Here is a 24,630-nt window from a genome sequence, read left to right as displayed (position 1 = left end):
ACCGAGGGCCGGCTCGGCGGGCAGGCCGACGTCAAGGGCGTCTCCGGCACGTGGAAGGACCTCACCGAGTCGGTGAACGTCATGGGTGACAACCTCACCGCCCAGGTGCGCAGCATCGCGGAGGTGACCACCGCGGTGGCGCGCGGCGATCTGACCCAGAAGATCCGGGTCGACGCCCGCGGCGAGATCCTGGAGCTGAAGGAGACCATCAACACGATGGTCGACCAGTTGTCCGCGTTCGCCGACGAGGTGACCCGGGTGGCCCGGGAGGTGGGCACCGAGGGCCGGCTGGGCGGGCAGGCCCGGGTGCTCAACGTGGGCGGCACCTGGAAGGACCTGACCGACAACGTGAACGTGATGGCCTCCAACCTGACCAACCAGGTGCGGTCCATCGCGCTGGTGGCGACGGCGGTGGCGCAGGGCGACCTGAGCAAGAAGATCACCGTGGAGGCCAAGGGCGAGGTCGCGGTCCTGGCGCAGACGATCAACACGATGGTGGACACGCTCGGCGCGTTCGCCGACGAGGTGACCCGGGTGGCCCGGGAGGTCGGCACCGAGGGGCAGCTGGGCGGTCAGGCCCGCGTGCCGAACGTGGCGGGCACCTGGAAGGACCTCACCGACAACGTCAACTCGATGGCGAACAACCTGACCGGCCAGGTCCGCAACATCGCCCAGGTGACCACCGCGGTGGCGCAGGGCGACCTGACCAAGAAGATCGACGTCGATGCCCGGGGCGAGATCCTGGAGCTCAAGACCACCATCAACACCATGGTCGACCAGCTGTCCAGCTTCGCCGCCGAGGTGACCCGGGTGGCCCGGGAGGTGGGCAGCGAGGGCCGCCTGGGCGGCCAGGCCGAGGTCGAAGGCGTTTCCGGTACGTGGAAGCGGCTCACCGAGAACGTCAACGAGCTGGCCGGCAACCTGACCCGCCAGGTGCGCGCCATCGCCGAGGTGACCAGCGCCGTGGCCACCGGCGACCTGACCCGCTCGATCACCGTGGACGCCTCCGGTGAGGTCGCCGAGCTCAAGGACAACATCAACTTCATGGTGGAGTCCCTGCGCGAGACCACCCGGGCCAACCAGGAGCAGGACTGGCTCAAGACGAATCTGGCCCGGATCTCCTCGCTCATGCAGGGCCACCGTGACCTCGAGGTGGTCGCCTCGCTGGTGATGAACGAGCTGGTCCCGCTGGTCGGCGCGCAGCTGGGCACGTTCCTGCTGGTGGACGACACCGGCACGGGCGCGGACCTGCGCGTCGTGGGCAGTTACGGGCACAACGGCGCCGGCCGGCGGTACGCCCTCGGCGAGTCGCTCGTCGGTCAGGCCGCCGTGGCCAGGCGGCGCATCGTCGTCGACCGGATGCCCGCCGAGTACTTCACCGTCTCCTCCAGCCTCGGCTCGGCCGCGCCGCTGCAGGTCGTCGTGGTGCCCATCCTGGTCGAGGACCAGGCGCTCGGGGTCATCGAGCTGGCCGGCATGGCGCCGTTCACCCAGGTGCACCACGACTTCCTGGACCAGCTGATGGAGACCATCGGCGTCAACGTGAACACGATGGTCGCCAACGCCCGTACCGATGTGCTGCTCACCGAGTCGCAGCGGCTCGCGGCCGAGCTGCAGGCCCGGTCCGAGGAACTGCAGGCCCGGTCCGAGGAGCTGCAGCGCTCGAACGCCGAGCTGGAGGACAAGGCGTCGCTGCTGGCCCGGCAGAACCGCGACATCGAGACGAAGAACTCGGAGATCGAACAGGCGCGTCAGGAGCTCGAGGCGCGCGCCCAGCAGCTGGCGCTGGCCTCGAAGTACAAGTCGGAGTTCCTGGCCAACATGAGCCACGAGCTGCGTACGCCGTTGAACTCGCTGCTGATCCTGGCGCAGCTGCTCGCCCAGAACCCGACCCGCAACCTGACCACCAAGCAGGTGGAGTACGCCACGGTCATCCACTCGGCCGGCACCGACCTGCTCCAGCTGATCAACGACATCCTCGACCTGTCCAAGGTCGAGGCCGGCAAGATGGACATCGCCCCGGAACCGTTCGAGCTGCGCAACCTGCTCGACTACGTGGAGGCGACGTTCCGTCCGCTGACCACCTCGCGCGGACTGGACTTCGAGGTGTCCACCGCCGCCGACGTGCCGCTCGGGCTGTTCACCGACGAGCAGCGGCTGCGCCAGGTGCTGCGCAACCTGCTCTCCAACGCCGTCAAGTTCACCGATCACGGCAGCGTCCGGCTGCGTATCGAGCTGGCCCGGCGCGACGAGCTCTCCCCGGCGCTGGCCGAGCAGGAGACGGTGATCGCGTTCCGGGTCACCGACACCGGCATCGGCATCGCCGAGCAACAGCTCACCGCGATCTTCGACGCCTTCCAGCAGGCCGACGGCACCACCAGCCGCCGGTACGGCGGCACCGGACTCGGCCTGTCGATCAGCCGGGAGATCGCCTGGCTGCTCGGCGGCGAGATCAGCGCGCGCAGCGTGCTCGGCCGGGGCAGCACCTTCACGCTCTACATGCCGGTGCAGCGGATCACCGGGCCGGTGCCGGTGGTCGCGGCGGCCCCGGCGGATCCGGGCCCGCAGCCGTCGCCGTTCGCCGAGCCGGACGCGCCGCGCCGGCTGCTGGTGGTCGAGAGCCACGCCGAGGGGCTGCTGACGTTGATCGCCCGGGGCGCCGCGGCGGCGGTGGCCGAGACGCAGGGGCTGGCCGACGTGGTGACCGCTGTCGACCCGGACGCGGCCATCGGCGAGCTGCGCGCCCAGCGCTTCCACGTCGTGGTGCTCGACCTGACGATGCCCGCAGACAACGGGCCGAACTTCCTCAAGGCGCTGCACGACGAGGCGGACCTGCGCGGGCTCCCGGTGCTGGTGTTCCGCACCCGGCAGGCGCCGCTGAGCAACGACACCCTGCTGCAGGCGCTCGCCCAGACCCGGCCGCTGGAGTCCTTGTCGAGCCTGGACGACCTGCGCGAGCGCATCACCCTGCACCTGTCGACGGAGGCCGGCCAGCCGGTCGTGCCCCCGCCGACGCCTGTCGACACGATCGCCGACATCTCCGGTGTGGCGCAGAACCTCGGTGGCCGCAAGGTCCTGGTCGTCGACGACGACGCCCGCAACGTCTTCGCGCTGACCAACATCCTCGAACTGCACGGCATGGAGGTGGTCTACGCCGAGAACGGGCGCAAGGGCATCGAGGTGCTCGCCCAGCACGACGACATCGACCTGATCCTGATGGACGTGATGATGCCGGAGATGGACGGCTACGCCGCCACCGCCGCCATCCGTGCCATGCCCAAGTACGCCGACCTGCCGATCATCGCGGTCACCGCGAAGGCGATGCACGGTGACCGGGAGAAGAGCCTCTCGTCGGGCGCCAGCGACTACGTCACCAAGCCGGTCGACGCCGAGGACCTGCTCACCTGCATCGAGCGCTGGCTGGACGCGGGCGGTGACGCCCGATGACGGCGGCCGCCGAGGGCGGCCGGGCAGGCCGGATGCGCCGATCCGCCGCCGGGGGAGCACGATCCGGCGTACGGTGAAAGCCCCGGGCGCCCCAGGCTGGGCGTAAGGGGTGGGCGGAGGTGGGCGGATGGTCCGGGCGCGGACGGTGGACGAGCGGGCGCAGGCGGCCGCACTGGCCCGCTACCACCTCTTCGACGGGCCCCCGGAACCGAATCTGCAGACGGTCGTGGAACTGGCCGCGCAGCTGTGCCAGGTGCCGATCTCGGTGCTGTTCGTGCTGGACGCCGAGCGCCAGTACCAGGTGGCCGCGGTCGGGATCGACACGGCGGAGTGCCGGCGGGAAGACTCGATGTGCTCGGTGGCCCTGGTCGCCCCGCACCCGATGTTCGTCGAGGACGCCAGCGCCGACCCCCGGTTCGTGAACAATCCGTTCGTCACCGGGGAGCTGCAGCGGTTCCGGTTCTACGGCTCCAGCCAGCTGCGTGCCCCGGACGGGTTCGTGCTCGGCACTCTCTGCGTGTTCGACGAGGCTCCCCGGGTGCTGGACGAGGCCCAGCGGCAGGGCTTGGACCGCCTGGCGCGGATCGCCATCGACGTGCTGGAGCTGCGCCGGCACGGGTTCATGGTCGCGGACCTGCTGCGTGAGCAGCAGCGCACCGCCGCCGCGCTGGAGGGGGCCAACCAGACCCTGCGGCAGTTCGCCGCCGAACTCGCGCACGATCTGCGCAGCCCGCTGACCGGGGTGCTGTCCTATGCCGCCGAGCTGCAACTGCTGCCGGCGGTCAACGCCGACCCCGACGCCTCCTGGTGCACCGATCGGATCTCCGCCGCGGCGCAGCGGATGGGCACCCTGATCGACGACGTGCTGCGGCAGGCCACCACCGCCGAAACCGGCCAGGCCGTGCACCTGGACCTGGCCGACGTGGTCCGGCAGGTGCTCGACGACCTCGCGGTGCCGATCGCGGACGCGCACGCCGAGATCACCGTGGGGGCGATGCCCACGGTGATCGGCGACGTCACCCAGTGGCGGATCCTGCTGCAGAATCTGATCGGCAACGCGGTCAAGTACCGTGACCCGCGGCGGCCCTGCCGCATCGACGTGACCGCGCGCACCGGTCCCGACCACGTGCGGGTGTGCGTGGCGGACAACGGCATCGGTGTGCCCGTCGAGGAGCGGGACCGGATCACCGCGCCGTTCACCCGGCTCGACCCCGGTGACGGCCTCGGCCACGGGATCGGGCTGTCGACCTGTGCCCGGATTGTGCACACGCACGCCGGGTGGCTGGAGATGAGCGACACTCCGGGCGGCGGCCTCACCGTCTGCGTCGTCCTTCCCCGACGTTGAGGGAGCCGGTGGCCTACCCGACCGGCCCGGCGCGCTCGAATGTGGTGAGCAGCTCGTAGTCCTTGGCCGGCCCGGTGGCGTGCCAGCGCTCGGTGAAGCTGTCCGGCCCGGTGATCCGCCCGGTCACCCGGTACGTGTCGGCCGCGCACGGGTGCTCGGCCGACCAGGCGCCGTCGCTCAGGTCGAGGCGGTAGAACTCGCGGCCGTCCTGGAACAGCACGTCGAGGACGAAGGCGCCGCGGTCGACGTACCGCAGGTTCCGGGTTGCCGGACCGTGATGTCCGCCGAACCGCAACTCGCCCTCCTCGCGGTAGCGCAGCTCGTCGTCGAAGACGGCCGTCCCGGCGAACTCGCCCCGGACGCCACCGCGGTGGTCGACTATGCGACGGCGCACCTTCCAGCGCCCCCGGAGGAAGCCGGCCGCCGTCCCTGTCCGATGATCACCTGGAACAGTCATCCTCCGGAGGTTTCCATGTCACAGACCGTCGCGTTGAACCGGCCCCGGCCGATCGTGCTGGCCGACCTTGTCCCGGGCGCTCTGGCCCGCGACATCGCGCTGGTCGCCGGCGGCGCCGGCTTCGTCGGACTGCTCGCCCAGGTGGCGGTGCACATCCCGGGCACCCCGGTGCCGATCACCGGCCAGACCCTGGGCGTGCTGCTGATCGGCGCCGCCTACGGCATGCGCCGGGCGGCGGCCACCATCGCGCTGTACGCGGTGGCCGGCGTGCTTGGTGTGCCCTGGTTCACCGGGCACGGCAGCGGCTACGCGGGCGCGTCGTTCGGTTACGTGGTCGGCTTCTTCCTGGCCGCCACGCTCTGCGGTTTCCTGGCCGAGCGCGGCGCGGACCGCTCGGTGCCCCGCTCGGTCGCCGCGATGCTCGCCGGTGAGGTGCTCATCTACGGCGCCGGCCTGGCCTGGCTGGCGGTCGCGGCCGACCTCACGCTGAGCCAGACGATCAGCCAGGGCCTGACCCCGTTCCTGCTCGGCGACGCGGTCAAGGCGGCCCTGGCGGCCGGTCTGCTGCCGGCTGCCTGGGCGCTGGCCGGGCGCCGGTCGCGCCGGTCGGCCTGATCCTCGGCCCGCACGGCGCCGGGCCGCCCCTCGGCGGGGCCGGCCCGGCGCCCGCGCCGATCAGCTCTTCGTGCCCTGGGCCTCGACGGAGACCGGCTCCCACTCCCGCCACTCGGCGAGCCGGGACTCGTAGTCGGCAGTCGCGATGCCCAGCGGCGCGGTCCCGAAGAAGACCCGCAGCGGCGGGTTCTCGGCGTCCACGATCCTCAGGATCGCCGAGCGCGTGGCCGCCGGGTCGCCCGGGCTCGCCACCCGGCCCTTGCGCGCCTCCGCGGCCTGTTCGCGCACCCCGTCGTACACCGGTAGCGGCGTCGCGTGCTTCGCCGACGAGCCGCCCCAGTCGGTGTCGAACCCGCCTGGCTCGACAAGCGTCACCTTGATGCCGAAGGCGGCCACCTCCTGCGCGAGCGCCTGGCTGAAGCCCTCCAGCGCCCACTTCGACGCGTTGTAGATGCCGATGTTGGCGAACGCCGAGATCCCGCCGATCGACGACACCTGGATGATGTTGCCGCCGCCGCTGTCCCGCAGGTACGGCAGCGCGCCCTGGGTGATCCACAGCGCCCCGAACACGTTCGTCTCGAACTGCGCGCGGGCCTCCTGCTCGCTGATCTCCTCGATCATGCCGAACTGGCCGTAGCCGGCGTTGTTGACGATCACGTCGAGACGCCCGAAGTGCTCGAACGCCCGGGCGAGCGCGGCGAGCGCGGCCCCCCGGTCGGTCACGTCGAGCGGCAGCGGCAGAACCCGGTCGCCGTACTTGGCGACGAGGTCGTCGAGCGACGAGACGTCACGGGCGGTCGCGGCGACCCGGTCGCCGCGGTCGAGGGCGGCCTCGGCCCATTCCCGGCCGAAGCCGCGCGAGGTGCCGGTGATGAACCACGTCCTGGCCATCGGGTACCTCCTTTCTCCAGTAGTCACCCCACTCTTATCCCGCCGCCCGGCGAAAACACCCGGGATCCTGATCACACGCGGCCGGCACGCCCTGAGCACACACCCCGCGCTGCTCCATGATTAGGTGGCCCGGGGTCCGCCCACGGAATGAGGACGATGGCTGTTCGAGCGCGGTTGCTGGGCGCGACCCTGTGCCTGCTGGCCCTGCTGGTCTCGGCCTGCGACGACGAAACCGCGGGGCTGCTGGTGGACGGCGCGACCGCCGAGGCCGGGTACCCGGCCGGCCCGGTGGTCTGGCTCCCGGACGGGGTCTACTACCTGGCCAACGAACCAGGCCGGCTGGGCGGGGCGGCCCAGCTCTACCGGACCATTCCCGGTCACCCCGAGCAGGAGCCGATCCACTTCGCCAACGCCTCGTGGTGCCAGGAGCCCTATCCGCGAAGTCTGCGCCGGCTCCCGGAGGGCGGTCTCGGCGCGGTCATGGACTGCCCGTACGAGAACAAGCCCACCTATCTGGCCGCGATCGACCCGCCGACCGGCGTCGACCCGCCGACCAGCGCGGTCCGCCGTCTCCCCGCGCTCGACGGCGGCGCCGACGGCATCTGGTCGGAAGCGGAGGGGCGGGGCTGGACCACGTACGACGTCGATGGCTGCACGGGCCTCGCGCCGTTGGACCGCAAGGGCCGGCAGCGGATGCCGGCGCTCGAACCGGCCGCGCTGCTCCCGTGGGACCTCGACGCCGCCTTCGCGACGCCGCCGCCGGAGAGCTGCGCCGCCACCGGCGCGATCGGTTTCCCGGCGCCGGCGCCGACCATGAGCAAGGTGGTGGTGCTGGCCTCCAGCGGGGAGACCAGCGATTGGCAGCTGTACGAGGTGGACCTCACCGCCAAGCGCATCCGCCTGGTCGGCGGCCACGTCACCGCGCCGCGCGGCCTGGCGGTCACCGGCGACCGCGCCGTCGTCGTCGGTGACCAGGGCGTGGCGGTGGTGAGCCTGACGGACGGATCCACCACATCGCTGACCACGGGGAACTTCGACGCACCCGCGCTGTCCCCGGACGGCCGGTCCGTGGCGCTGGTCGAACATCCGGGCCGCGGCGCGCCCCGGCTGGTGACCCGGCGGCTGCCGTGACCCTCCCGGCCGGCGACTGAGAGAATCTCCGGCGGCTCGTTCCCGCACTGATCAGTATGCGACAGTTCTTTGGTCCCTGACGTTGTCAGCGCGCCATTCCGATCTTCACCCGGCATGCGGCCGGAGTGGCGTTCCCCGTGGTGGAAACGGGGGACTCGCCGGTGCGCACGCGTCGCTTTCGCCGGACGCCCGCCTGCCCTAGAGTTCTCCCCGTCGCATGTGCAGCCACACCGAGGGGGGCGGTCGCCGGCAATTCGTGAATCATGAGAATACGCGCGACCACGGGCGCCGGTCGTCTCAGGCCGATTGGACGGCCAAGCCTGGTGCCGGCCCTGTTCAGAACCCATGGAACCCTGCTTGGCCCGGGCCCGCGCTCCTCAGCAGCGGGGGCCGACACCTACCGATTGGCTGATATTCAATGGACCTTCAGCGCGACACTCAGCTCATGTTCGAGATCGGCACCATGCGGCATCTGGCCCGGACCTGGAATCAGTTCGGCGGAATCAGTTTTGCCAACGTCGCCGAGCACACGATGCGAGTGGCGTGGATTTCCCTGGCAATCGCCAGCCGAGAGGGGGCCGATTGCGGCAAGGTCGTTCAAATGGCTCTGGTCCACGATGCGGCCGAGACGCGGACCGGCGACGTCCATTACATGTCCCGGCTCTACACCGAGAGGCACGAGGCCAAGGCGCTCGGGGACATGACTGCCGACACGTCGCTGGAGTGGATCCAGGAGCTCTGGCAGGAATATGAGCGGCAGTCCAGCCTGGAGGCGCGCATCGTCAAGGACGCCGACACCCTGGACGTCGATTTCGAACTCCGCGAGCTCGCCGCCACGGGAAGCCGCCTGCCCGAGATGTTCAAGCCGATCCGTGACGGCGTGAACACGAAACTCCGCACGAAGACGGCGGTGGAACTCTACGAGTCGCTGCTGCGCACGAACCCCCACTCCTGGCATCTCGAGGGCAAGAATCGCGCCACCGCGGGGGACTGGCAGGGGTTGACAGAGCAACCCGAATCCACGGAATCCCACTACTGATCGTCCATCGGAACGCTGCCTACGACCGGCCGCCGGGCGTCCACCCGAGCCCGGCGCCACGAAGCACACCGACCTCGGCTGAATCCCTCCTCGGACTTGGATCCCGTCATGGCGCTTCCCAGCGGCGCAGAGCTGTTGGCCCTGTTGGCCAGCGGTGACGACATCCTGGTGAAGAACGCGTTGCAACGGCTGTGTTATGCGATCGAGGCCGGCCAGCGTGTCGATCTCAGCCGGGACCCCCGGCTGTACGCGGCGATCGTGAACCTGAAAGGCTCGACTGATCGCTATGTTCGGCGGTGGCTCTACAAACTTGTCGCGCTTCTCAGAATAGGGCAGCTCGCGCCCTGGCTGATCGGGCAGTTGGACGGAGTGGACACCGATCCGGAGAACATCAGCTGGGCCGCCGGGGCACTGCATGTCGTCGCCGGCCGGGCCTTCGCCCGGCGAAACCTGGCCGGTGTCGGGATCGATCCGGACGCCGTGGCCATCCAGCTCGCTGCCGGATATTTCCAGGTGAGCGCGCCTGTCGAACGCTCAGTGCTGCGGAAAGCCATGGACGATGACGATCCGCTGCTGCATCGGTGGATCAGCCTCCGATATGGGCGGGATCCGTCCGTCCTGCCCAAGGAGGTGCTCGCCGATCTCGTCTCGGGCTCGACGGCCAGCGTGACCGAGTATGCCGTGTGGGCGATCCACAACGACCCGCACGGGCGAATCGCCGACATACCTCTCTATCCTCAGGATTTCGCGAAGTTCCCCTCCAGCGTCCGCCGGTGGTATCTGCGGGTGCTTCTGAAGGACCGGGCAAATCTGCTGCCCTACATCGATCTTGTCCGGCAGGGGATGAGTGACGAGGCGCCGGCGGTACGCGAGGGCCTGGCCCTCGGTCTGATCGATACCAGTTTCAGCGCCGATTTCGCGGACGAGTTGTCCGGCTGGTACGTCCGCGAGCGGGATCCCGTCGTCCGGCTCGCCATCGCACGCAGCATGTTTTCTCAGCGTCGGCGACACCAGCAGTTCCAGCAGCTTCTCGGAGCCGAACGGCGAGCCGAGGGATCCCTCGTCGGGCGGCTGTTCTCGGCGGACCGGTCGCCACGTCCGTCGAAGATTTTCGTACCAACGTCCAGAAGGAGAAGAAAGGGGTCGGTCTTGCGTAGCCCTCTACCGGCGATACTCGGAGAGTCCCAGGAGAACGTGTACCTGCTCGGAATCGACACGGTCGACTTCAGCAAGCGTACTGATCGGCAGCAGTACACCATCTTCCGTGATCTGCTCGATTCGCTGAGGCATGAGGAAGTGCTGGCCGTCGAGGACCCGGCGGACATCGCGACACTCCTCACCGGCGACGGCGTCTTCGTCGGATTCCGGAAAGTCACGAGCAGGTTGTCACCGATTCGTGTCGCCCTGCGGCTGAAGCGGATGTACGAGGAACTACGCGGGTACGAGCTGCGCTTCGGCATCAACAGCGGTCCGGCGACCTGGGTGTTCTTCGACTCGGGCGGCCCTCAGCTGATCTCGCACGCGGTGAACTGGACGGCACGGGTGATGTCGGCTGCCGGTGCCAACCAGATTCTTATCAGCGACTCCTACTACCAGCAGTGCATCCGTCCGGCCGCCGACGAACTGCCGGAGGTGAAATTCGACAGCGTGTCGGGGCACACCACCAAGCACGGCGAGCCGCTCCCCATGTGGCAGGTCGTGAGTTAGATCCCCGCCCCTTCCGCGGCCCGGCCGGCGGTGACGATGGCGTTGCGGCGGGGAGCGGTGGTGCCGAGCGATCGCAGGTAGGCCTTCGCCCGCAGGCGTGCCTCTCCGGTGCTTCCCGCTCCCCGTCCGGCGATGTCCAGGATCGCGTCCAGGATCGTGCCGTCGTTGCCGGCCAGGCGGATCGTGCCGGCGAATCGATAGACCTGGGACGGCCCGGTCAGCGACGGCACGCCGGCCAGCGCCCTGCTGACGCCCATCCCGGAGGGCGAAGGCCGCCCGGGTGCCAGGTAAGCATCATGGATCTTTTTCAAGGTGCAGCCGTCGTCCCATACCGTGATGGTCAGAATCCCGCCCGGTGAGACCAGGGAGGCAAGCTTCCTGAGGGCGGCGCTCTCGTCGCCGAGATAGTAAAGACATTGCGTGGCATTGACGACATCGTAAGTGCTACCCGGGTCGAAGGACGCCAGTCCGGAAGCCGCCAGGTGTGGTTTCCGCGGCCAGTTCAGCTGGTACGCCGAGGGCGGAAGATACGGATCTATCCCGGTCAACTCGACGTGGATTCCGTTCCGCGACAGCCCTTCGGCCACCTTCCGGGCCGAGACACCGTTGCCTATCCCTACGTCGAGCATCGAGATCGTGCCAGGTCGCCCGAAATGCTTGGCCATGATGTCGACGAGCAGCGGAGTCTCGCTGGCCGGACCGAAGGCTCGGCGGAGCGCGTCCAGAGTCGCCAAGTAATCAGGATTCATCGCGACCGCCGATCCCCCGGCAATCGCCGGCCCCGGTGCCGCGAGGGCTGGCCCAGAAGACAACCACCTGTACCTCCGAAGTCCGGTGCGGCCCGCTCATGGGCCGCGATCGAACGCGTCGAGCGTCTCCAGGATCTGTCGGACACGCTGTTGGACGGGACCGGTCACCACGGTGGTGGGCACGTCAATCGACTCGCTGGCCAAAAGTGATCGCAATTCCCGGTCGACGGATCGCTGGTACTCCTCGCTGCCACCCCGGATGCCGTCGTCCTCGAGGGGGAAGAGGATCGGGCAGTATGCGACGAGATCGAAGGTGTTCAGGTGGTCGAACGCCACCCGGGTCATGAAGGCCGATAGATCAGCACTGAAGCAGCCACGACCGAACATGCTCCGGTTCGCCCGTTCGTAGGCGACGGCGTCGAGCAGTGTCCGTTCGGTGAGCAGGGTGGCTGCCCTCAGCCGCTGACCGTCGACTTCCCGGCGGCGCTGTTCGGTGAAGTACGCGGCGACGGCGTCGAGCTCAAGGTTGTCACCGAATTTGTACCCCTCCCGGATCAGCTGGCGGGGAATTCCCTGCACCGTCACGACGGGTTTTTGCAGGATCTTGGAAAGCTGGGAGACCAGTGTGGTTTTTCCTGTTCCATGGGCGCCCATCACAGCCATCCGCAACATCGACTTTCCTTACGTTGACCCTTGTCGAACTGTAACGGGGTGGGGCGCCGGGTGCACCCGGGCCGGAGGGCGGGGTAGGTGCATCGTAAATGGTAAATGTATGTCGGATTTCACGAGCCTTGGCGCGACGGGCGCCGCAAATTTCGTCGACTGTTGAGATCGAGGGCTCCGGTCATGCCGCCCAGCCCCATGCCTCCCTCCCGTGATGGTGGCGCCGAAGGCAGGTGCCGGTGGGGGAGATCGGGACCAAGAACGGGACCAACGGCACTGTGCGGTGACCCGGCACACGGCTGTCATGTGCAAGGAGAACCAGAAGGGAGCGAGTGATGACCCACACGAGGAACTGGACCGTCGAGATCAACATCGACGAGCACGAGGACGAACGCCGCACCCGTGCCGTCGCGGTACTGCAGGGCGAGGCCGAGCCGCGCATGCACGGCGAGGGCGTCGCGCACCGGGCGCCCCGCGACCGGGAGGTGCCGGAGATCGGCGCCGAGCTGGCCACCGCACGAGCCCTCGCCGACCTGGCGTACCAGCTGCTCGACGTGACCGCGGCCGACATCGAGCAGATGACCCACCGGCCGGCGCATCTGACCAGCTGACCGGAGCCGCGGGCCGGTGTGCTCCGGACCGGTCGCGCGGCGGCCGTGGCTGCCTATCCGTCAACCGCGGACCACGAGCACCGGGCAGTCGGCGTGGCGCAGCAGCTGGACGGCGGTGGAGCCGAGCAGTGTGCCGGTGAACAGCCCGTGACCGTGACTGCCGACGACGATCAGTCGCGTGCCGTGCGAGATCTCGGTCAACATCGCGGCGGCGCTGTCGGTGGAGATCACCGTCTCCACCGGCACCTGCGGGTACTTGCCCTGCCAGGGGACGAGCTGCTGCGCCAGCCGATGTCGCTCGGCGGCGTCCCGCGGTGGCGCGTCGCCGCCGGTGACCGGTGTTCGAGGGCGGGAACGGACCCGCACGGTTCCTCCCTCACGTCGCCTGCATCGATCGTCGCGTGCCCAGAGGGAAGGTCAGCAGGGCCGAACGGCCCTGACCGACGACGCCTGTCCGGCGCATGCTGGAAGCGTCACGGGAGGTGTGTGATGCCTGGGATCGAGGAGATCAACGGCTCCGAGGTACGCGACGGTGACATCGTCGTCGGCATGGACGGCTCGGTGCCGGCCCGGCAGGCGCTGAGCTGGGCGGCCGGCCAGGCCCGACTCACCGGGTCCCGCCTGCACGTGATCGCCGCATGGGATCTTCCGGCCTACCACGGCTGGGCGCCCGTGGTGCCCTCCGAGGAGAATCCGGCCGAAACCGCCGGAAAGATGATGTCCGTCGCGGTGCGTGATGTGCTCGGCGAGGGCCAGCCGGATCTCAAGGTCGCCGAGAGCATCCTGCCGGGCCACCCCGCGCAGGTGCTGATCGACGCGTCGGCACACGCCGCCCTGCTGGTGCTCGGCTGCCGCGGGCTCGGCTCGTTCGCCGGCGCCCTGATCGGCTCGGTCAGCCAGCAGTGCGTGCAGCACGCGCACTGCCCGGTCGTGGTGGTACGTGGCACCGGACAGGCGCCGTTCGACTCCGATTTCGGCCGGGGCGACGAGGCGCCATGGAACCACACCCGAGGAAAGGAGGAAGAGACATGACATAGCTGCCGAGCGGCCACCCCACCCTCGGCAATTTCGAGGAGAGGACGCAAGGAGCCAATGCGCTAAGGGGTTGACCGGCGCGCGCGAGGCGTCCACTTCGCCCGCCCGAGGAGCGCCACCGAGCGGTCCGCTCGACAACCTGGACGGCGTCGCGCAGCGTCTGGACTCCGGTCCCCGTGGACCGGGGTGACCGTCGGCGTGGTCGAGGGCATCAGCGGTCCCCGAAAGACCCTCACCCGGAACCACGTGGTCAGTTTTCCAGCGGAGCCGACAGTGACCTCGCCTTTTATGGCCGCCTCACCACGGCCTGCAACCAACCCTCACAACATCGGGTCACCCGGGATCCACGCTCGTCGTCATGAGTTCCGTCTTCAGGCTGCCGACGGCCGACACGTGACTGCCGTATCCCGGCTTGACCGTCACGAACGGCACCGCCGGCACCTTGCAGTACGGGTCGGCGTAGAGCCTGGCGAAGACGTTTGTCAGGTTGACGACGACATGCGCGCCCGGCGGTAGCCGCTGGCAGCCTTGCGGGTCGGTGAAGACCGTGGCCGTCTGCAGTTCGGTGGCGAAGACGACGATCTGCCCTTTGGCGGGCCCGGCGGTGCGCCGCGGGTCGGCCGCTCGGGCCGGCGCGGCGGTTGCGGCGAGGAGCAGTCCGGTCGCGAGAGGCGCGGCGAGTCGGTGCAACAGCATGGCGGTGACGTCCTTTCTCCCAGGCACCCACGGATGGGACCTGTGCCATGATATCTGGACATACTATGACTTATGGCATTAGAAATCCTGGCTATGTCTTCGCTTCCTCGTTCCCGGACGAGGGCGAACGACTGGCTCTGGGCGAACGGCTCTGGGACGACGGCACGGTCGAGCGGCTCGTGACGCGGGTCTGACCGAGGTGCGGGTGTACGGACGCGCGCACGCCGCCCACGGCGGTGATCATCCACAGCGGCTGAGCCAGCTCGCCGGGCTCGAAGATGGAGCATGCCGCCCGCGGCGCCGCCTCGGGCTTGGGTGGATCCGAGACCGCCAGGGTGACCGCCTCGGCGAGAGCGAGCGCCTGCGGCTCGCGCTCGCCGAAGGCCGGGAGACCCCACCTTCGCCAGCGCGGCGAGGGCGGGATCGGGACCTTGTCCGGCTGCCGCGGTGAAGGCGCACATGGCCTGGTACGTCTGCGGAGTGACCGCTGCGATGTCAAGATGCGTCATATTGTGTCCTATTAGCGTGTCGAATCCATTTTTCGGGGCTGTTGTCGACAAGATTGTGGCTGTGAGTAATCGCGAAGTAGCGCGACCGAGTCTGTGGTGAGCGGTTCCCTGATCGTCGGACTCGGCCGTTCCGGGGCCGGCCTGCACCTGCCGGCGTTGCGCCGGTTGCCGCCGGAGCTGCGCGATCCGATGCGCCCCGTGCTGGGCTGGGATCCGGCAGTCGGGTCGAGGGCCGAGACGGCCGGCGTGACAGTCGTGGCGTCGCCGGCGGAAGCCGCCACCCGCCTCGATCCGGCGACGACTGTCACGCACGTGTGCATGCCGCCGCGGGGCCGTGCCACCGTGCTGGCCGCTCTCGCCGCCTGCGGATTCCGGCGCTTCGTGATCGAGAAGCCGCTGGCGGTCGACGAGGCCGGCCTGGAGGCGCTGCTGCGGATCGTCGGCGCTCACCGCCTGCAGGTCGTACCGATGAGCCAATGGCTGAGCAGCACGCTCACCAGCCGCATCGAGAAGATCATTTCCTCCGGCATGTTGGGCCGCCTGATCTCGCTCACCTTCCGCCAGCGCAGGCCGCGTTTCGATCGTGGCCTGCGGGACAAGCAGCATCCGACCGCGTTCGACGTGGAGATTCCGCACTCGCTCGGAGCCGCGCTCCGGCTGGCCGGCGGCGGTCAGGTGTGCGACGCCGCCTGGGGTGACCTGCGTGCGGGCGGCGTGGTCGTGCCCCGGCTCGGCTCGGCCTGGCTCACCGTCGCCCATCGGGGCGGCGTGCGAACCCGGATCGACTCCGATCTGACCTCACCGGTGCGCGAGCGCCGCGTTCATGCCCGGTTCACCGGCGGCACCCTCACCGGCTGGTACCCCGGCAGCGAGGCGGACCACCACGCGCAACTCGTCGTCGATGACGGACGCCGCCGCGGTCACGCGGTCTTCCTCGACGATGCGCTCGGAGCGTGCGTCGCCGACGCCTACCGTTACTTCGCCACGGCCGGCGGTCAGGAGTCGGCCACGGTCACCGATCGCCTGGCCGTGAACGCCGACGTCGTACGCCTGCTCGCCGACGCCAAACGGTGCGCCGCACGCCGGAACCCCGGCTCGTGACGGCCCTGCCGCTGTGCGGCGTCGGCGATGGGGCGGGCCGTGACCCGCGCACCCGGCTCGCCGTGCTCGGGCGGCTCGGCTGGCGGTTGCTGGAGCTGCGCACGATCGGTGGCGTGGCCGTGTCCGATCCGGATGACGAGAGGTTCGCCCAGGTCGCGGCCGACCTGGCCGGGCAGTCACACCGGGCTCCGGCCGGCGCGGGATCGGGAGGTCATGGGGTCGCGGCGCCGGCGCCGAGGTCGAACTCGTTGCCTTCCGGGTCCCGCATGGTGATCCAGTGCCAGCCGAAGGCCTGATGCTCATCGACCCGGGTGGCGCCGAGCGTGAGCAGCCGGTCGACCTCGCTCTGCCAGTCCGGCACCTGACGGGCGGCCAGATCGAAGTGCATCCGGTTCTTGCCGTGCTTGGGCTCGGGAACCTTGATGAACATCAGCGCCGGGGCGCTGCCGGTGGCTGACGCCCCGTGACCGATGGTGGCGAAGTCGGAGCTGGCATCCGGGTCGACCGGGCGGCCGAGGGCCTGCGCCCAGAATTCGGCGAGCTTCTGCGCGTCAGCGCAGTCAACGACGATCTGTGCGATCGACAGGGGCATCGGGCACTCCTTGCACGAGATTGATGATGTGGGGTACGACGCGGGCACGGTCAGGACGGTGGGCCGGTGACCGGCCAGCACACCTCGGTCCGCAGCTGGTCCGGGTCGTCGGTGTCGGCGGATGTGACCAGGTAGAGCTCGCGGACGGGCCCGGGGGCCCCGATACCGCGTCCGAGCACCTGACGGCCCAGAGCACCGTAGGTGCGGTCCAGATCGCCGCACGGCCCGGCGTGCACGGCGACCGCCAACCGTTGGGCGGGCAGCGCACCCCACCGCACCTGGCCTCCGTCCGCACGCCAGCCGCGCTGGCCGGCCCCGGGCGCGGCGACCGGCAGGAACGCTGTCACCTGACCCCCGACCTGGAACCACTCGAAGGCGTACAGGGCCCCGCTCGGCCCGCTCGGCGCAAGACCCCACCGGCCCGCCACGGCGTACAGCAACGGGTACGCCATCGCGCACCACGCGGTCAGGCTGTCCTGATCGACGTGCCCGTCGATCATCAGACACTGCTGTTCCCCGGCTTGCCGGAAGGTCAGCTCATCAGTGGCGCCGCCGGCCAGCAGCGCCCGCAACGACCCGACAGCCGCCGCGGTCGCCGTCAACTCCTGTCGCAGGACGTCGAGGTGGGCGGCGATCATCGATTCCCGGGCCAGGGGATCGGCCGTCGACACCACCTGTCGTACGCCGGCGACCGGCATCCGGACCTCGCGCAGCCGGCGCACCAGCTGGGCGAGATCGACCTGCTCCGCCGTGTAGTAGCGGTAGCCCGTCGAGGGGTCGACCGACGCCGGCTCCAGGACTCCGGCCTCGTGATAGTGCCGCAATGCCTTGACCGTCAAGTGGGTCAGCCGGGAGAACTCCCCGACCGTCAGTAACTGTGCCACCCGGACAGCCTGCATCCTCCTGCAAGGGGAGAGTCAAACCGGGACCGGTACGAGAATCCGGAGAACCACGGTCCGCATCCGGAGCCCGCGCCGATCGCAGCGCGGTCAGGCACTCTCGGACAGCTCGGTGAGCAGCTCGACGGCGGGACCGTCGACCGACCGAGCGGTCGAGCTGAGCGCCACCACGCCGACTCCGGCCGCCGGGTCGAATCCGGCGAACGAGGTGAACCCGCCGGTGCCGCCGTTGTGGAAGTACTGGCGGCGGCCACCCGTCAGACGGCGCGACATCCAACCCAGGTGCACGCTCAAGAACGGGTTGGCCCGCTCCTGCACGGACAGCGCCAACTGAATCGCCTCGGACAGCGGGGACGGCCCGAGGTGCGCCCGCACCAACCGGACCAGGTCGCCGGCGGTCGACCGGAGACCGCCCGCGCCGGCAAGCGCGTTGAGGTGCCACGGCGCAGCCGGACGTCCATTGGCCCGGTGCCCCGGCGTGGTCAGGCCGGAGGTATCCGTATCGGTCAGTCGCAACGGCGAACCCAGCTCAGCCGTGATCAGTCCGGAGTAGTCCAGGCCGGCGTGGCGAGTCAGCGCCAGCCCGAGCAGTCCGGCGCCGAAGTTGGAGTACCGTACGCGGCCGGCCGGTCGCGTACGGCTGCGGGCCAAGGCCCGCAGCACGAATTCCTCGGAGCATTCGGCGTACGGGTCGGGCCTGCCGGGGTGCAGCAGCGCGCCGAGGAGCATCCCGGTCGGCAACCGAGGCAGCCCGGAGGTGTGCGTGGCGAGCTGCCGCAGCGTGATCCGGCAGCCGGCGGGCACCGGAAGCAGCTCGCCGAGCGGCTGATCCAACCGCAGTGCGCCGGACCGCACCAGGCGGGCCAGGGCGAGCGCGGTGAACACCTTGGTGAGCGAACCGATCTCGAACCGGGTGGCCCCGTCGAGGCCGCCTGCGCCGCGGACCGCCTCCGATTCCCGAGTGATCGCCGCGACCACCACACCGGGCCGCTTCCGGGCGAGCTTCTCCACGGTCCGGTCGGCCAGCACGGCAAGATCACTCATGCTCTCATCATGGCCAGCCGGCGCAAACCTCCGGCCACGCCCCCTTCGCCGCCGGCCTACGCTTTGCTCATGAGCGACTTGCGGGCGGACGGCGACAGCGACTTGCGGGCGGACGGCGTCCGCGTGCTCATCACCGGCGGCACCAGCGGCCTCGGCGCCGCGATGGCCGCGGCCCTCGTCGACGCCGGGGCGCGCGTGGCGCTCACCGGCCGCGACGCCGGGCGGGCGGACGACGCCGCGGCGACGATCGGCGCGGTCGGCATCGGCATGGACGTCCGGGACGAGCACGCGGTCGAGCGCGGGGTGGCCCGGGCGTACGACCAGCTGGGCGGGATGGACGTCCTGGTCAACAACGCCGGCATCGGCATGCGTACGGTCAATCCGCGCTTCATGTCCGAGCCGCAGCCGTTCTGGGACGTCTCCCCGGACGGCTTCCGTGATCTTGTGGCGACCGACCTGACCGGCTACTTCCTCGTCGCGCGCGCCGTGGTTCCGCGGATGCTGGAGGCAGGCGGCGGCCGGATCGTCAACGTGTCGATGAACCACGAGACCATGGTCCGGAAAGGTTTCGTCCCGTACGGTCCGGCGCGCGCCGGAGCCGAGGCGCTGAGCCGCGTCATGGCCGCCGACCTGGCCGGCACCGGCGTCACGGTCAACCTGCTGCTGCCCGGCGGCGCGACGGCGACCGGCATGGTGCCGGTCGCGGTGGACGGGCTGCTCGACCCCACGATCATGGGACCGCCGATCCGCTGGCTCTGCTCACCCGCGGCTGCCGGCGTCCACGACCAGCGCATCGTCGCGAAGGACTTTCGGGTGTCCAGACGCGGCGGAGCCGGATGAGGGTTCGCGGAAGCCGGCTGCCGTGGCTTGCCGGACCAGGTGGTGCAAGCGGGGTGTCACGCAGCCGGTGCCGGTGGCCGGATCCGGTCGGATCGAGCAGCTTTTTTCTCCAGCACCCGCCCCTGGTGCCGACCCGCTCGCGAGCAACCGGGTCGGCACCATGCCGACAGCGGATGCCGTCAGGACCGTTCGCAGGCCGCCCCGTTGAGGGTGATCAGCTCCGGAGCCGGGTTCGGTCCGCCCGGCGTGGTGGCGTTGAAGCCGAAGTACACCGTTGCCCCGGGCCGGATGCGCTGGTTCGTGGTGGTGGCCCGGGCAGTCACCGTGGCGCCGGACTGTGCCGCGTCGGCCGACCACGCCTCGCGGAGGCGCTGGCCGCCGAGGAAGGCGAAGCGCACCGCCCAGCCGTCGATGGTCGTGGTGCCGGTGTTGGTGACCGCCAGTTGCGCGGTGAACCCGGTCTTGTCCGCCCAGTCGCCGTAATTGGTGTAGCTGGCGCGGCAGGACGCCGCCGGGGCCGGCTCACCCTTTTCCTGATCGGCCAGGAAGGACGCCACCCAGGCCAGGGCGGAGTTCCAGTTGATGGCGATCTCGTTGGTCGCGTACGACTCGATGTCGTCGACGTAGCAGAACATCGGCTTGCAACCGGTGAGCAGATCCTTCGCGTACGGGTCGTCCAGCCCGGCGTTCGCGCCCCCGGCCAGCGATCCGGCCGGCGGGTGCGGCAGTGCGGCGTCCTTCTGATGGGCGTAGATCCGGGTGTGCTGGTTCTGCGACGCCTTCTCGCCCCAGCCGGTGACGTACGACTGGTTCAGCGCGTTGCGGCCGAAGATGTAGTCGACGCCCTGCACCGCTCCGTCGCGGTACTTCGCCGCGCCGGTCAGGTCGAACGCGGTCGCCAGCACCTGGACGTTGTTGAGGATGTTGCTGTTGGCGCCCCAGAAGTAGCTGCCCGCACTGCCCGGCATCGGCAACCCGTACGCCTGGGCGTTGAGGGTCGCGAGATAGGTGTCCGCGGCGGTCACCACCGACTGGCGGATCCGCTGCCGGTCGGCGGCCGGCAGTGCGCTGGGCACCGTGGCCAGGTCGAGCCGGCCCAGCGCCGCGGTGCTGCCCCAGCCGAAGCCGGTGGCGGCGAAGACGTCGCCCGTGTGGTGCCTGGACGCGGTCACGTCGGTCAGGAACGCCGCCTCGCCGGTGGTCAGGTACAGCTCGGCGGCGGCCCAGTAGAACTCGTCGGAGACGTCGTCGTCGCCGTACCCGCCACCGCCGCCGCCCAGGTCCTGCGCCGGCTTCGCCGGGTTGGCCTTGGCCGCGGCGTACGCGGTGCGGGCGGCGGTGAGGCACCTGGCCGAGAACGCCGCGTGGTACGGCGCGAACAGTCGCGCGCACTGGGCCGCGGTGGCCGCCAGGTTCAGCGTGGCCGCCGTCGACGGCGGCTGCAGCTCGCGCTGCTCGGGGTCGTTCTGGGGCTGCATCGGAATGCCGGTCCAGTTGGCGTCGTGCATCTTGTGGTGGGCCATCCCGGCGAGCGGTTTGCCGGCCGGCACCTGCATGCGCATCAGGAACTCGAGCTCCCAGCGGGCCTCGTCGAGGATGTCGGGAACCTGGTTGCCCCGCTCGGGCACCCGCAGCGTGCTGTCCGCCAGCCCGGCACCGTGCGCGGCGGTGGCCGCGGTCTTGGTGCGTTCGAAGCTGCTCATCAGCTGCTGCACGGCGATACCGCCGTTGACCACGTACTTGCCCTGGTCGCCGGCGTCGTACCAGCCGCCGCGCACGTCCAGCCGGTAGTCGCAGGAGTTGGCCCGGCACGGCACGTCGGTGTCGCCCTTGTTCGGGGCCACGCCCAGGTGGCCGGCCGGGCGCGCGTACTGCTCGCCGACCAGGTCGCCGTCGATCGCGATGCCGCTGCGCTGGATGTAGAAGAACTGCAGGGCGTCCGACCGCAGCTGCTTGTAGAGGGTACTGGAGATGTCGAACGGGTGGCTGGTCTGCCCGTCGGCGACGAGCGTGTAACGGGTCCCCGCTCTGGTGTAGGCGGAGAAGTCGATGGTGTGGACGTTCTGGCCGGACGCGGCGTCCACCCCGCGCGGCTTGGTCCGGCCCGACTGGGCCACGTCACCGGCGGCGTTCTTGAGCTGCCAGTCCAGCGCCTCGGTGGCTTCGGTGACCAGAGTCGCGTTCTTCGGTCCGTCCGGCAGGTAACCCACCTGGTTGACCCGGACCCGGGGCCCGGTTTCCGGTACGTACGGCGGCTCCGCCTCGCCGCCGATCAACGACACGTTGTCCAGGCACAGCCGGTACTCCGCGGTCGCGCCGCCGGCCTGGAAGGCGACCTGGCCCGCGGTGGTGTCCTCGGCAGCGGTGAACGTGTACTCCAGGTGCTGCCGGGCGGAGGTCAGCGCGACGTCGCGGCTCAGATATGACGCGTACGGCTCGGCGCCGAGCTGGACCGCGGCCCGCACGGTGGCGCCCGGGGTGGCCGTGGCGTCGAACGACAGCGTGTACGAGGATCCGGCCTTCAACGCGACGTTGTTCTGCCCGATGCCGGCGTCCCACGGATTCGGCAGCCCGGCAGGCACGGTGGCGCACAGCTGTCCGTCGTCGACCCCGGTCGCCGTGGTGCCGTAGGAGTACCAGCCCGCGGTGCCGTCGGCGAAGTCGCCGTTCTCCAGCTGCTCCGGGCCGGCCGGCGGGGTGGGGGCGTCACTGGTCAGGGAGACGTCGTCCAGGCAGAAGCTGAACGGGTCGGCGCTGCCGCCGAGCTGGAACGTCAGTGTGCCGTTGGCCGAGTCCAGGCTGGAGGTGAAGGCGTACTCGAAGGTCTGCGCCTCGGTGGTCAGCGCGACCGCCCGGGACAGCGCCGTGGTGTACGGCGCCTCGTTGATCTGGACGTTTGCCCGGACGGTCACCGGCACGCTGGCGTGGGCGCGGAAGCTCAGCTCGTAGGCGGCGCCGTTCACCAGCGGGATGCCGTTGTGGCCGAGGCTGACGTCCCAGGCGTTGGTGGTGCCGCCGGCAACCTCGGCGCAGAGCTGCCCACCGGTGGCGGAAAGAGGCGCGTTGTCGGTGGACCACCAGCCGGTCGTGCCCGTCGTGAAGTCGCCGTTGGATATGTGCTGCGTCGGTTCGGCCGAGGCCGGTTGAACCGTCAAGGACGTGAGCGCCAGCGTGGCCGCCGCGGCGGCCACGGTCAGCGCGGTGACCCGCCCGCGCAGGTATGGAGTCACGGAGGTTCCTTCCCAACTTCGCAGAACGGTGAGGACCGACGTGTGGGAGCGCTCCCACAGCGTTCATTGTTACCGCTGGGTTACGGCTAGTCAATCGACCGACTTGGATCAAGATTGCGCGGGCCGAGGTGCCTGCCGAGGGCGGGCTCGGCCGCACCGGCCGAGCCCGGGGTGCCGAAGCGCTCGTTCCCGGCGTCGGCCCGACCGGCCCGGGGCGTGCCTGAATGCGGGTCGGATACCGGAATTTCGGCCGACCCGAATATGCCGCAATGGGCAGATGATCTTCAGGTTCGTCGTGGAGAAAGTGTCAGGTGGGCGGGCGGGCGTGTTGCGGCGAGGTTACGTATTGACTGCGGTCAATCAGAGAAATAACGTATGACGTCTGATGACCTGCTAGTCGACCGACCGGAGCGTCGTACAGCAACCCGCGCCGGCCGCCGCCGAGCTCGCCCACGTGCCGAGCGCCGTTGACATCATACGTATGATGTCTTCGATGCAGGGCGCAGGGCGCGCCACCCCGGCCCGAGAAGATTCCCCCTCTGTACCACTGCAGGAAGTGGAGATCCCCGTGGCTCGTGTCAGATTCCTTTCCCGGTGGAAAGGGACGTTCGCCGCCGCCCTCCTGATCGCCGGCCCGGGGGTGACCGTGGCGCCGCAGGCGTCGGCCGGCACGCTGCCCCCGTCCACCGGAACCGTCGCGGCCACCGCCGGCTGCGGCAAGAGCCCCGCCCTGACCAGCGGCACGCGCACGATTCAGAGCGGCGGCAAGAACCGTACGTTCATCCTGCGCATCCCGGACGGCTACGACAGCAACCGCCAGTACCGCCTGATCTTCGGTTTCCACTGGAACGGCGGCACCGCCAGCGATGTGGACGGTGGTGGCACCAGCGGTTATCCCTGGTCCTACTACGGGCTCCGGGCGCTGGCCGACAACAGTGCGATCTTCGTGGCGCCGCAGGGCCTCAACAACGGGTGGGCCAACTCCGGCGGTGAGGATCTGGCCTTCGTGGACGCCATGGTCAACCTGATCGAGAACGGCCTGTGTGTGGACTCGTCCCAGCTGTTCTCGCTCGGTTTCAGCTACGGCGGCGGAATGAGTTACGCCATCGCCTGCGCTCGGGCAACCGTCTTCCGGGCGGTCGCGGTCTACTCGGGCGGCCAGCTCAGCGGCTGCAGCGGGGGCACGCAGCCGATCGCGTACCTCGGGCTGCACGGTCTGCGCGACCCGGTGTTGAGCATCTCCAACGGCCGCTCGCTGCGGGACCGGTTCGTCCGGAACAACAGTTGCACCGCGCAGAACCCGCCCGAACCGGCGCAGGGCAGCCTCACCCACACCGTCACCTATTACCAGGGTTGCCGGGCCGGCTACCCGGTGGCATGGGCGGCCTTCGACGCCGGTCACACCCCCGGCCCGGTGGACGGATCGGCCGGTGACTACAACCCTGGCGAGCGGTCGTGGACGCGGCCGGTGGTGTGGAGCTTCTTCAGCCAGTTCGGCTCGGCCGGCCCGGTCACCTCGCGGATCGTCGGCGCCCAGTCCGGGCGGTGCCTGGACGTGGTGGGTGGCACCACCGCCAACGGCACCGCGACCCAGTTGTGGGACTGCAACGGCGCCGCCAATCAGAGCTGGACGTACACGTCGGGCCGGCAGCTGGCCGGGTCCGGCGGCACGAAGTGCCTGGATGCCAACGGGCAGGGCACCAGCAACGGCACCGCCGTCATCGTGTGGGACTGCAACGGCCAGGCCAACCAGCAGTGGAACGTCAACTCCAACGGGACCGTCACCGGTGTCCAGTCCGGACTGTGCCTGGACGCCACCGGTGCGGGCACCGCCAACGGCACCAGGCTCAACCTGTGGTCCTGCAACGGGGGCGCCAATCAGCAGTGGTCCGTGCGGTGAGAATCAGGAGCTCGCCTGGGAAGCACAGGGCCGACATCACGGCGGCGGGCTATCGGTAGGCATCTCGCGGTTCCGGGTTTCCGGGCGTGGTACACCAGACCCGGGTACGCATTCGGTGACGCCGGTGCG

The 24,630-nt window shown here is 69.9% G+C and carries 22 protein-coding genes; 12 read left to right on the top strand and 10 right to left on the bottom strand.

Annotation, left to right across the window (positions count from 1 at the left end; genetic code table 11):
- Together Asi03nite_RS01505 and Asi03nite_RS01500 are read left to right on the top strand one after the other, a co-directional pair.
- A partial coding sequence (locus Asi03nite_RS01505) for a HAMP domain-containing hybrid sensor histidine kinase/response regulator (protein ID WP_203676450.1) occupies positions 1 to 3,447 on the top strand: 3,447 nt, incomplete at its 5' end.
- A 127-nt stretch (positions 3,448 to 3,574) separates the two neighbouring features.
- Positions 3,575 to 4,792 carry a sensor histidine kinase gene (locus Asi03nite_RS01500; protein WP_203676449.1) on the top strand — a complete coding sequence of 406 codons (1,218 nt, stop codon included), beginning with the start codon at positions 3,575 to 3,577 and terminating at the stop codon, positions 4,790 to 4,792.
- Between the two features lie 13 nt (positions 4,793 to 4,805).
- Here Asi03nite_RS01500 and Asi03nite_RS01495 read toward each other — a convergent pair whose 3' ends face one another.
- The gene (locus Asi03nite_RS01495) at positions 4,806 to 5,249 is read right to left on the bottom strand and encodes a DUF6314 family protein (protein ID WP_275409299.1); all 444 of its coding nucleotides are present in this window, start codon (positions 5,247 to 5,249) and stop codon (positions 4,806 to 4,808) included.
- 15 nt (positions 5,250 to 5,264) lie between these two features.
- Here Asi03nite_RS01495 and Asi03nite_RS01490 point away from each other — a divergent pair, with 15 nt between their 5' ends.
- Positions 5,265 to 5,864: a biotin transporter BioY gene (locus tag Asi03nite_RS01490; protein WP_203676446.1), complete on the top strand. Its 600-nt coding sequence runs from the start codon at positions 5,265 to 5,267 to the stop codon at positions 5,862 to 5,864.
- A 60-nt stretch (positions 5,865 to 5,924) separates the two neighbouring features.
- On the opposite strand, the gene Asi03nite_RS01485 is transcribed toward Asi03nite_RS01490, so the two are convergent.
- Positions 5,925 to 6,755, bottom strand: a complete 831-nt coding sequence (locus Asi03nite_RS01485; RefSeq protein WP_203676444.1) for an SDR family oxidoreductase — start codon at positions 6,753 to 6,755, stop codon at positions 5,925 to 5,927.
- 156 nt (positions 6,756 to 6,911) lie between these two features.
- On the opposite strand from Asi03nite_RS01485, the gene Asi03nite_RS01480 reads away from it, so the two are divergent.
- The 3 genes from Asi03nite_RS01480 to Asi03nite_RS01470 all read left to right on the top strand — a co-directional run bounded on the left by Asi03nite_RS01480 (position 6,912) and on the right by Asi03nite_RS01470 (position 10,632).
- A complete protein-coding gene (locus tag Asi03nite_RS01480) occupies positions 6,912 to 7,886 on the top strand; it encodes a TolB-like translocation protein (RefSeq protein WP_203676443.1) in 975 nt (324 codons plus the stop codon).
- 445 nt (positions 7,887 to 8,331) lie between these two features.
- Positions 8,332 to 8,925, top strand: a complete 594-nt coding sequence (locus Asi03nite_RS01475; protein WP_203676442.1) for an HD domain-containing protein — start codon at positions 8,332 to 8,334, stop codon at positions 8,923 to 8,925.
- Between the two features lie 108 nt (positions 8,926 to 9,033).
- Entirely contained in the window at positions 9,034 to 10,632 is a 1,599-nt protein-coding gene (locus Asi03nite_RS01470) for a nucleotidyl cyclase domain-containing protein (RefSeq protein ID WP_203676441.1), read from the top strand.
- On the opposite strand, the gene Asi03nite_RS01465 is transcribed toward Asi03nite_RS01470, so the two are convergent.
- Both Asi03nite_RS01465 and Asi03nite_RS01460 read right to left on the bottom strand, forming a co-directional pair.
- Positions 10,629 to 11,366 (bottom strand): class I SAM-dependent methyltransferase, encoded by a 738-nt coding sequence (locus tag Asi03nite_RS01465; protein ID WP_203676440.1) that lies wholly within the window; start codon positions 11,364 to 11,366, stop codon positions 10,629 to 10,631. The genes Asi03nite_RS01470 and Asi03nite_RS01465 overlap by 4 nt on opposite strands.
- Positions 11,367 to 11,477: 111 nt before the next feature.
- Complete coding sequence (locus tag Asi03nite_RS01460) at positions 11,478 to 12,053, bottom strand: AAA family ATPase (protein ID WP_203676439.1); 576 nt, start codon at positions 12,051 to 12,053, stop codon at positions 11,478 to 11,480.
- Positions 12,054 to 12,379: 326 nt separating this feature from the next.
- Between Asi03nite_RS01460 and Asi03nite_RS01455 the strand changes: the two genes are divergently transcribed.
- Positions 12,380 to 12,655 (top strand): DUF1876 domain-containing protein, encoded by a 276-nt coding sequence (locus Asi03nite_RS01455; RefSeq protein ID WP_203676438.1) that lies wholly within the window; start codon positions 12,380 to 12,382, stop codon positions 12,653 to 12,655.
- 60 nt (positions 12,656 to 12,715) lie between these two features.
- Here Asi03nite_RS01455 and Asi03nite_RS01450 read toward each other — a convergent pair whose 3' ends face one another.
- Positions 12,716 to 13,021 (bottom strand): universal stress protein, encoded by a 306-nt coding sequence (locus Asi03nite_RS01450; protein ID WP_203676437.1) that lies wholly within the window; start codon positions 13,019 to 13,021, stop codon positions 12,716 to 12,718.
- 123 nt (positions 13,022 to 13,144) lie between these two features.
- On the opposite strand from Asi03nite_RS01450, the gene Asi03nite_RS01445 reads away from it, so the two are divergent.
- Positions 13,145 to 13,687 (top strand): universal stress protein, encoded by a 543-nt coding sequence (locus Asi03nite_RS01445; protein ID WP_203676436.1) that lies wholly within the window; start codon positions 13,145 to 13,147, stop codon positions 13,685 to 13,687.
- A 336-nt stretch (positions 13,688 to 14,023) separates the two neighbouring features.
- Here the strand turns inward: Asi03nite_RS01445 and Asi03nite_RS01440 are convergent, their stop codons facing one another.
- Positions 14,024 to 14,380: a hypothetical protein gene (locus Asi03nite_RS01440; RefSeq protein ID WP_203676434.1), complete on the bottom strand. Its 357-nt coding sequence runs from the start codon at positions 14,378 to 14,380 to the stop codon at positions 14,024 to 14,026.
- 71 nt (positions 14,381 to 14,451) lie between these two features.
- Between Asi03nite_RS01440 and Asi03nite_RS38380 the strand changes: the two genes are divergently transcribed.
- Positions 14,452 to 14,580 carry a hypothetical protein gene (locus tag Asi03nite_RS38380; protein ID WP_275409298.1) on the top strand — a complete coding sequence of 43 codons (129 nt, stop codon included), beginning with the start codon at positions 14,452 to 14,454 and terminating at the stop codon, positions 14,578 to 14,580.
- Between the two features lie 411 nt (positions 14,581 to 14,991).
- Positions 14,992 to 15,996 carry a Gfo/Idh/MocA family oxidoreductase gene (locus tag Asi03nite_RS01435; protein ID WP_203676433.1) on the top strand — a complete coding sequence of 335 codons (1,005 nt, stop codon included), beginning with the start codon at positions 14,992 to 14,994 and terminating at the stop codon, positions 15,994 to 15,996.
- 211 nt (positions 15,997 to 16,207) lie between these two features.
- Here the strand turns inward: Asi03nite_RS01435 and Asi03nite_RS01430 are convergent, their stop codons facing one another.
- The 3 genes from Asi03nite_RS01430 to Asi03nite_RS01420 form a co-directional block, all read right to left on the bottom strand.
- The gene (locus Asi03nite_RS01430; protein WP_203676432.1) at positions 16,208 to 16,588 is read right to left on the bottom strand and encodes a VOC family protein; all 381 of its coding nucleotides are present in this window, start codon (positions 16,586 to 16,588) and stop codon (positions 16,208 to 16,210) included.
- A gap of 50 nt (positions 16,589 to 16,638) precedes the next feature.
- Positions 16,639 to 17,472, bottom strand: coding sequence for a MerR family transcriptional regulator (locus tag Asi03nite_RS01425; protein WP_239102286.1), 834 nt, complete (start codon positions 17,470 to 17,472; stop codon positions 16,639 to 16,641).
- 105 nt (positions 17,473 to 17,577) lie between these two features.
- Positions 17,578 to 18,531, bottom strand: coding sequence for a serine hydrolase domain-containing protein (locus Asi03nite_RS01420; RefSeq protein WP_203676425.1), 954 nt, complete (start codon positions 18,529 to 18,531; stop codon positions 17,578 to 17,580).
- Positions 18,532 to 18,600: 69 nt separating this feature from the next.
- Here Asi03nite_RS01420 and Asi03nite_RS01415 point away from each other — a divergent pair, with 69 nt between their 5' ends.
- Positions 18,601 to 19,371, top strand: a complete 771-nt coding sequence (locus tag Asi03nite_RS01415) for an SDR family NAD(P)-dependent oxidoreductase (RefSeq protein ID WP_203676423.1) — start codon at positions 18,601 to 18,603, stop codon at positions 19,369 to 19,371.
- A 179-nt stretch (positions 19,372 to 19,550) separates the two neighbouring features.
- On the opposite strand, the gene Asi03nite_RS01410 is transcribed toward Asi03nite_RS01415, so the two are convergent.
- On the bottom strand, positions 19,551 to 22,601 hold the full coding sequence (locus Asi03nite_RS01410; RefSeq protein WP_203676421.1) for a glycoside hydrolase family 9 protein: 3,051 nt from the start codon (positions 22,599 to 22,601) through the stop codon (positions 19,551 to 19,553).
- Between the two features lie 568 nt (positions 22,602 to 23,169).
- On the opposite strand from Asi03nite_RS01410, the gene Asi03nite_RS01405 reads away from it, so the two are divergent.
- Positions 23,170 to 24,501: a ricin-type beta-trefoil lectin domain protein gene (locus Asi03nite_RS01405; RefSeq protein WP_373872073.1), complete on the top strand. Its 1,332-nt coding sequence runs from the start codon at positions 23,170 to 23,172 to the stop codon at positions 24,499 to 24,501.
- Positions 24,502 to 24,630: the final 129 nt, after the last annotated feature.

Source organism: Actinoplanes siamensis (genome assembly GCF_016862395.1).
Lineage (GTDB): Bacteria > Actinomycetota > Actinomycetes > Mycobacteriales > Micromonosporaceae > Actinoplanes > Actinoplanes siamensis.
This window is presented reverse-complemented; position numbering and strand designations above follow the sequence as displayed.

Bases quoted from the DNA above. Each gene is read 5' to 3' on its own strand.
- Asi03nite_RS01500 (WP_203676449.1), top strand. From the start codon at position 3,575: ATGGTCCGGGCGCGGACGGTGGACGAGCGGGCGCAGGCGGCCGCACTG.
- Asi03nite_RS01495 (WP_275409299.1), bottom strand. From the start codon at position 5,249: ATGACTGTTCCAGGTGATCATCGGACAGGGACGGCGGCCGGCTTCCTC.
- Asi03nite_RS01490 (WP_203676446.1), top strand. From the start codon at position 5,265: ATGTCACAGACCGTCGCGTTGAACCGGCCCCGGCCGATCGTGCTGGCC.
- Asi03nite_RS01485 (WP_203676444.1), bottom strand. From the start codon at position 6,755: ATGGCCAGGACGTGGTTCATCACCGGCACCTCGCGCGGCTTCGGCCGG.
- Asi03nite_RS01480 (WP_203676443.1), top strand. From the start codon at position 6,912: ATGGCTGTTCGAGCGCGGTTGCTGGGCGCGACCCTGTGCCTGCTGGCC.
- Asi03nite_RS01475 (WP_203676442.1), top strand. From the start codon at position 8,332: ATGTTCGAGATCGGCACCATGCGGCATCTGGCCCGGACCTGGAATCAG.
- Asi03nite_RS01470 (WP_203676441.1), top strand. From the start codon at position 9,034: ATGGCGCTTCCCAGCGGCGCAGAGCTGTTGGCCCTGTTGGCCAGCGGT.
- Asi03nite_RS01460 (WP_203676439.1), bottom strand. From the start codon at position 12,053: ATGTTGCGGATGGCTGTGATGGGCGCCCATGGAACAGGAAAAACCACA.
- Asi03nite_RS01455 (WP_203676438.1), top strand. From the start codon at position 12,380: ATGACCCACACGAGGAACTGGACCGTCGAGATCAACATCGACGAGCAC.
- Asi03nite_RS01445 (WP_203676436.1), top strand. From the start codon at position 13,145: ATGCCTGGGATCGAGGAGATCAACGGCTCCGAGGTACGCGACGGTGAC.
- Asi03nite_RS38380 (WP_275409298.1), top strand. From the start codon at position 14,452: ATGACTTATGGCATTAGAAATCCTGGCTATGTCTTCGCTTCCTCGTTC.
- Asi03nite_RS01430 (WP_203676432.1), bottom strand. From the start codon at position 16,588: ATGCCCCTGTCGATCGCACAGATCGTCGTTGACTGCGCTGACGCGCAG.
- Asi03nite_RS01420 (WP_203676425.1), bottom strand. From the start codon at position 18,531: ATGAGTGATCTTGCCGTGCTGGCCGACCGGACCGTGGAGAAGCTCGCC.
- Asi03nite_RS01415 (WP_203676423.1), top strand. From the start codon at position 18,601: ATGAGCGACTTGCGGGCGGACGGCGACAGCGACTTGCGGGCGGACGGC.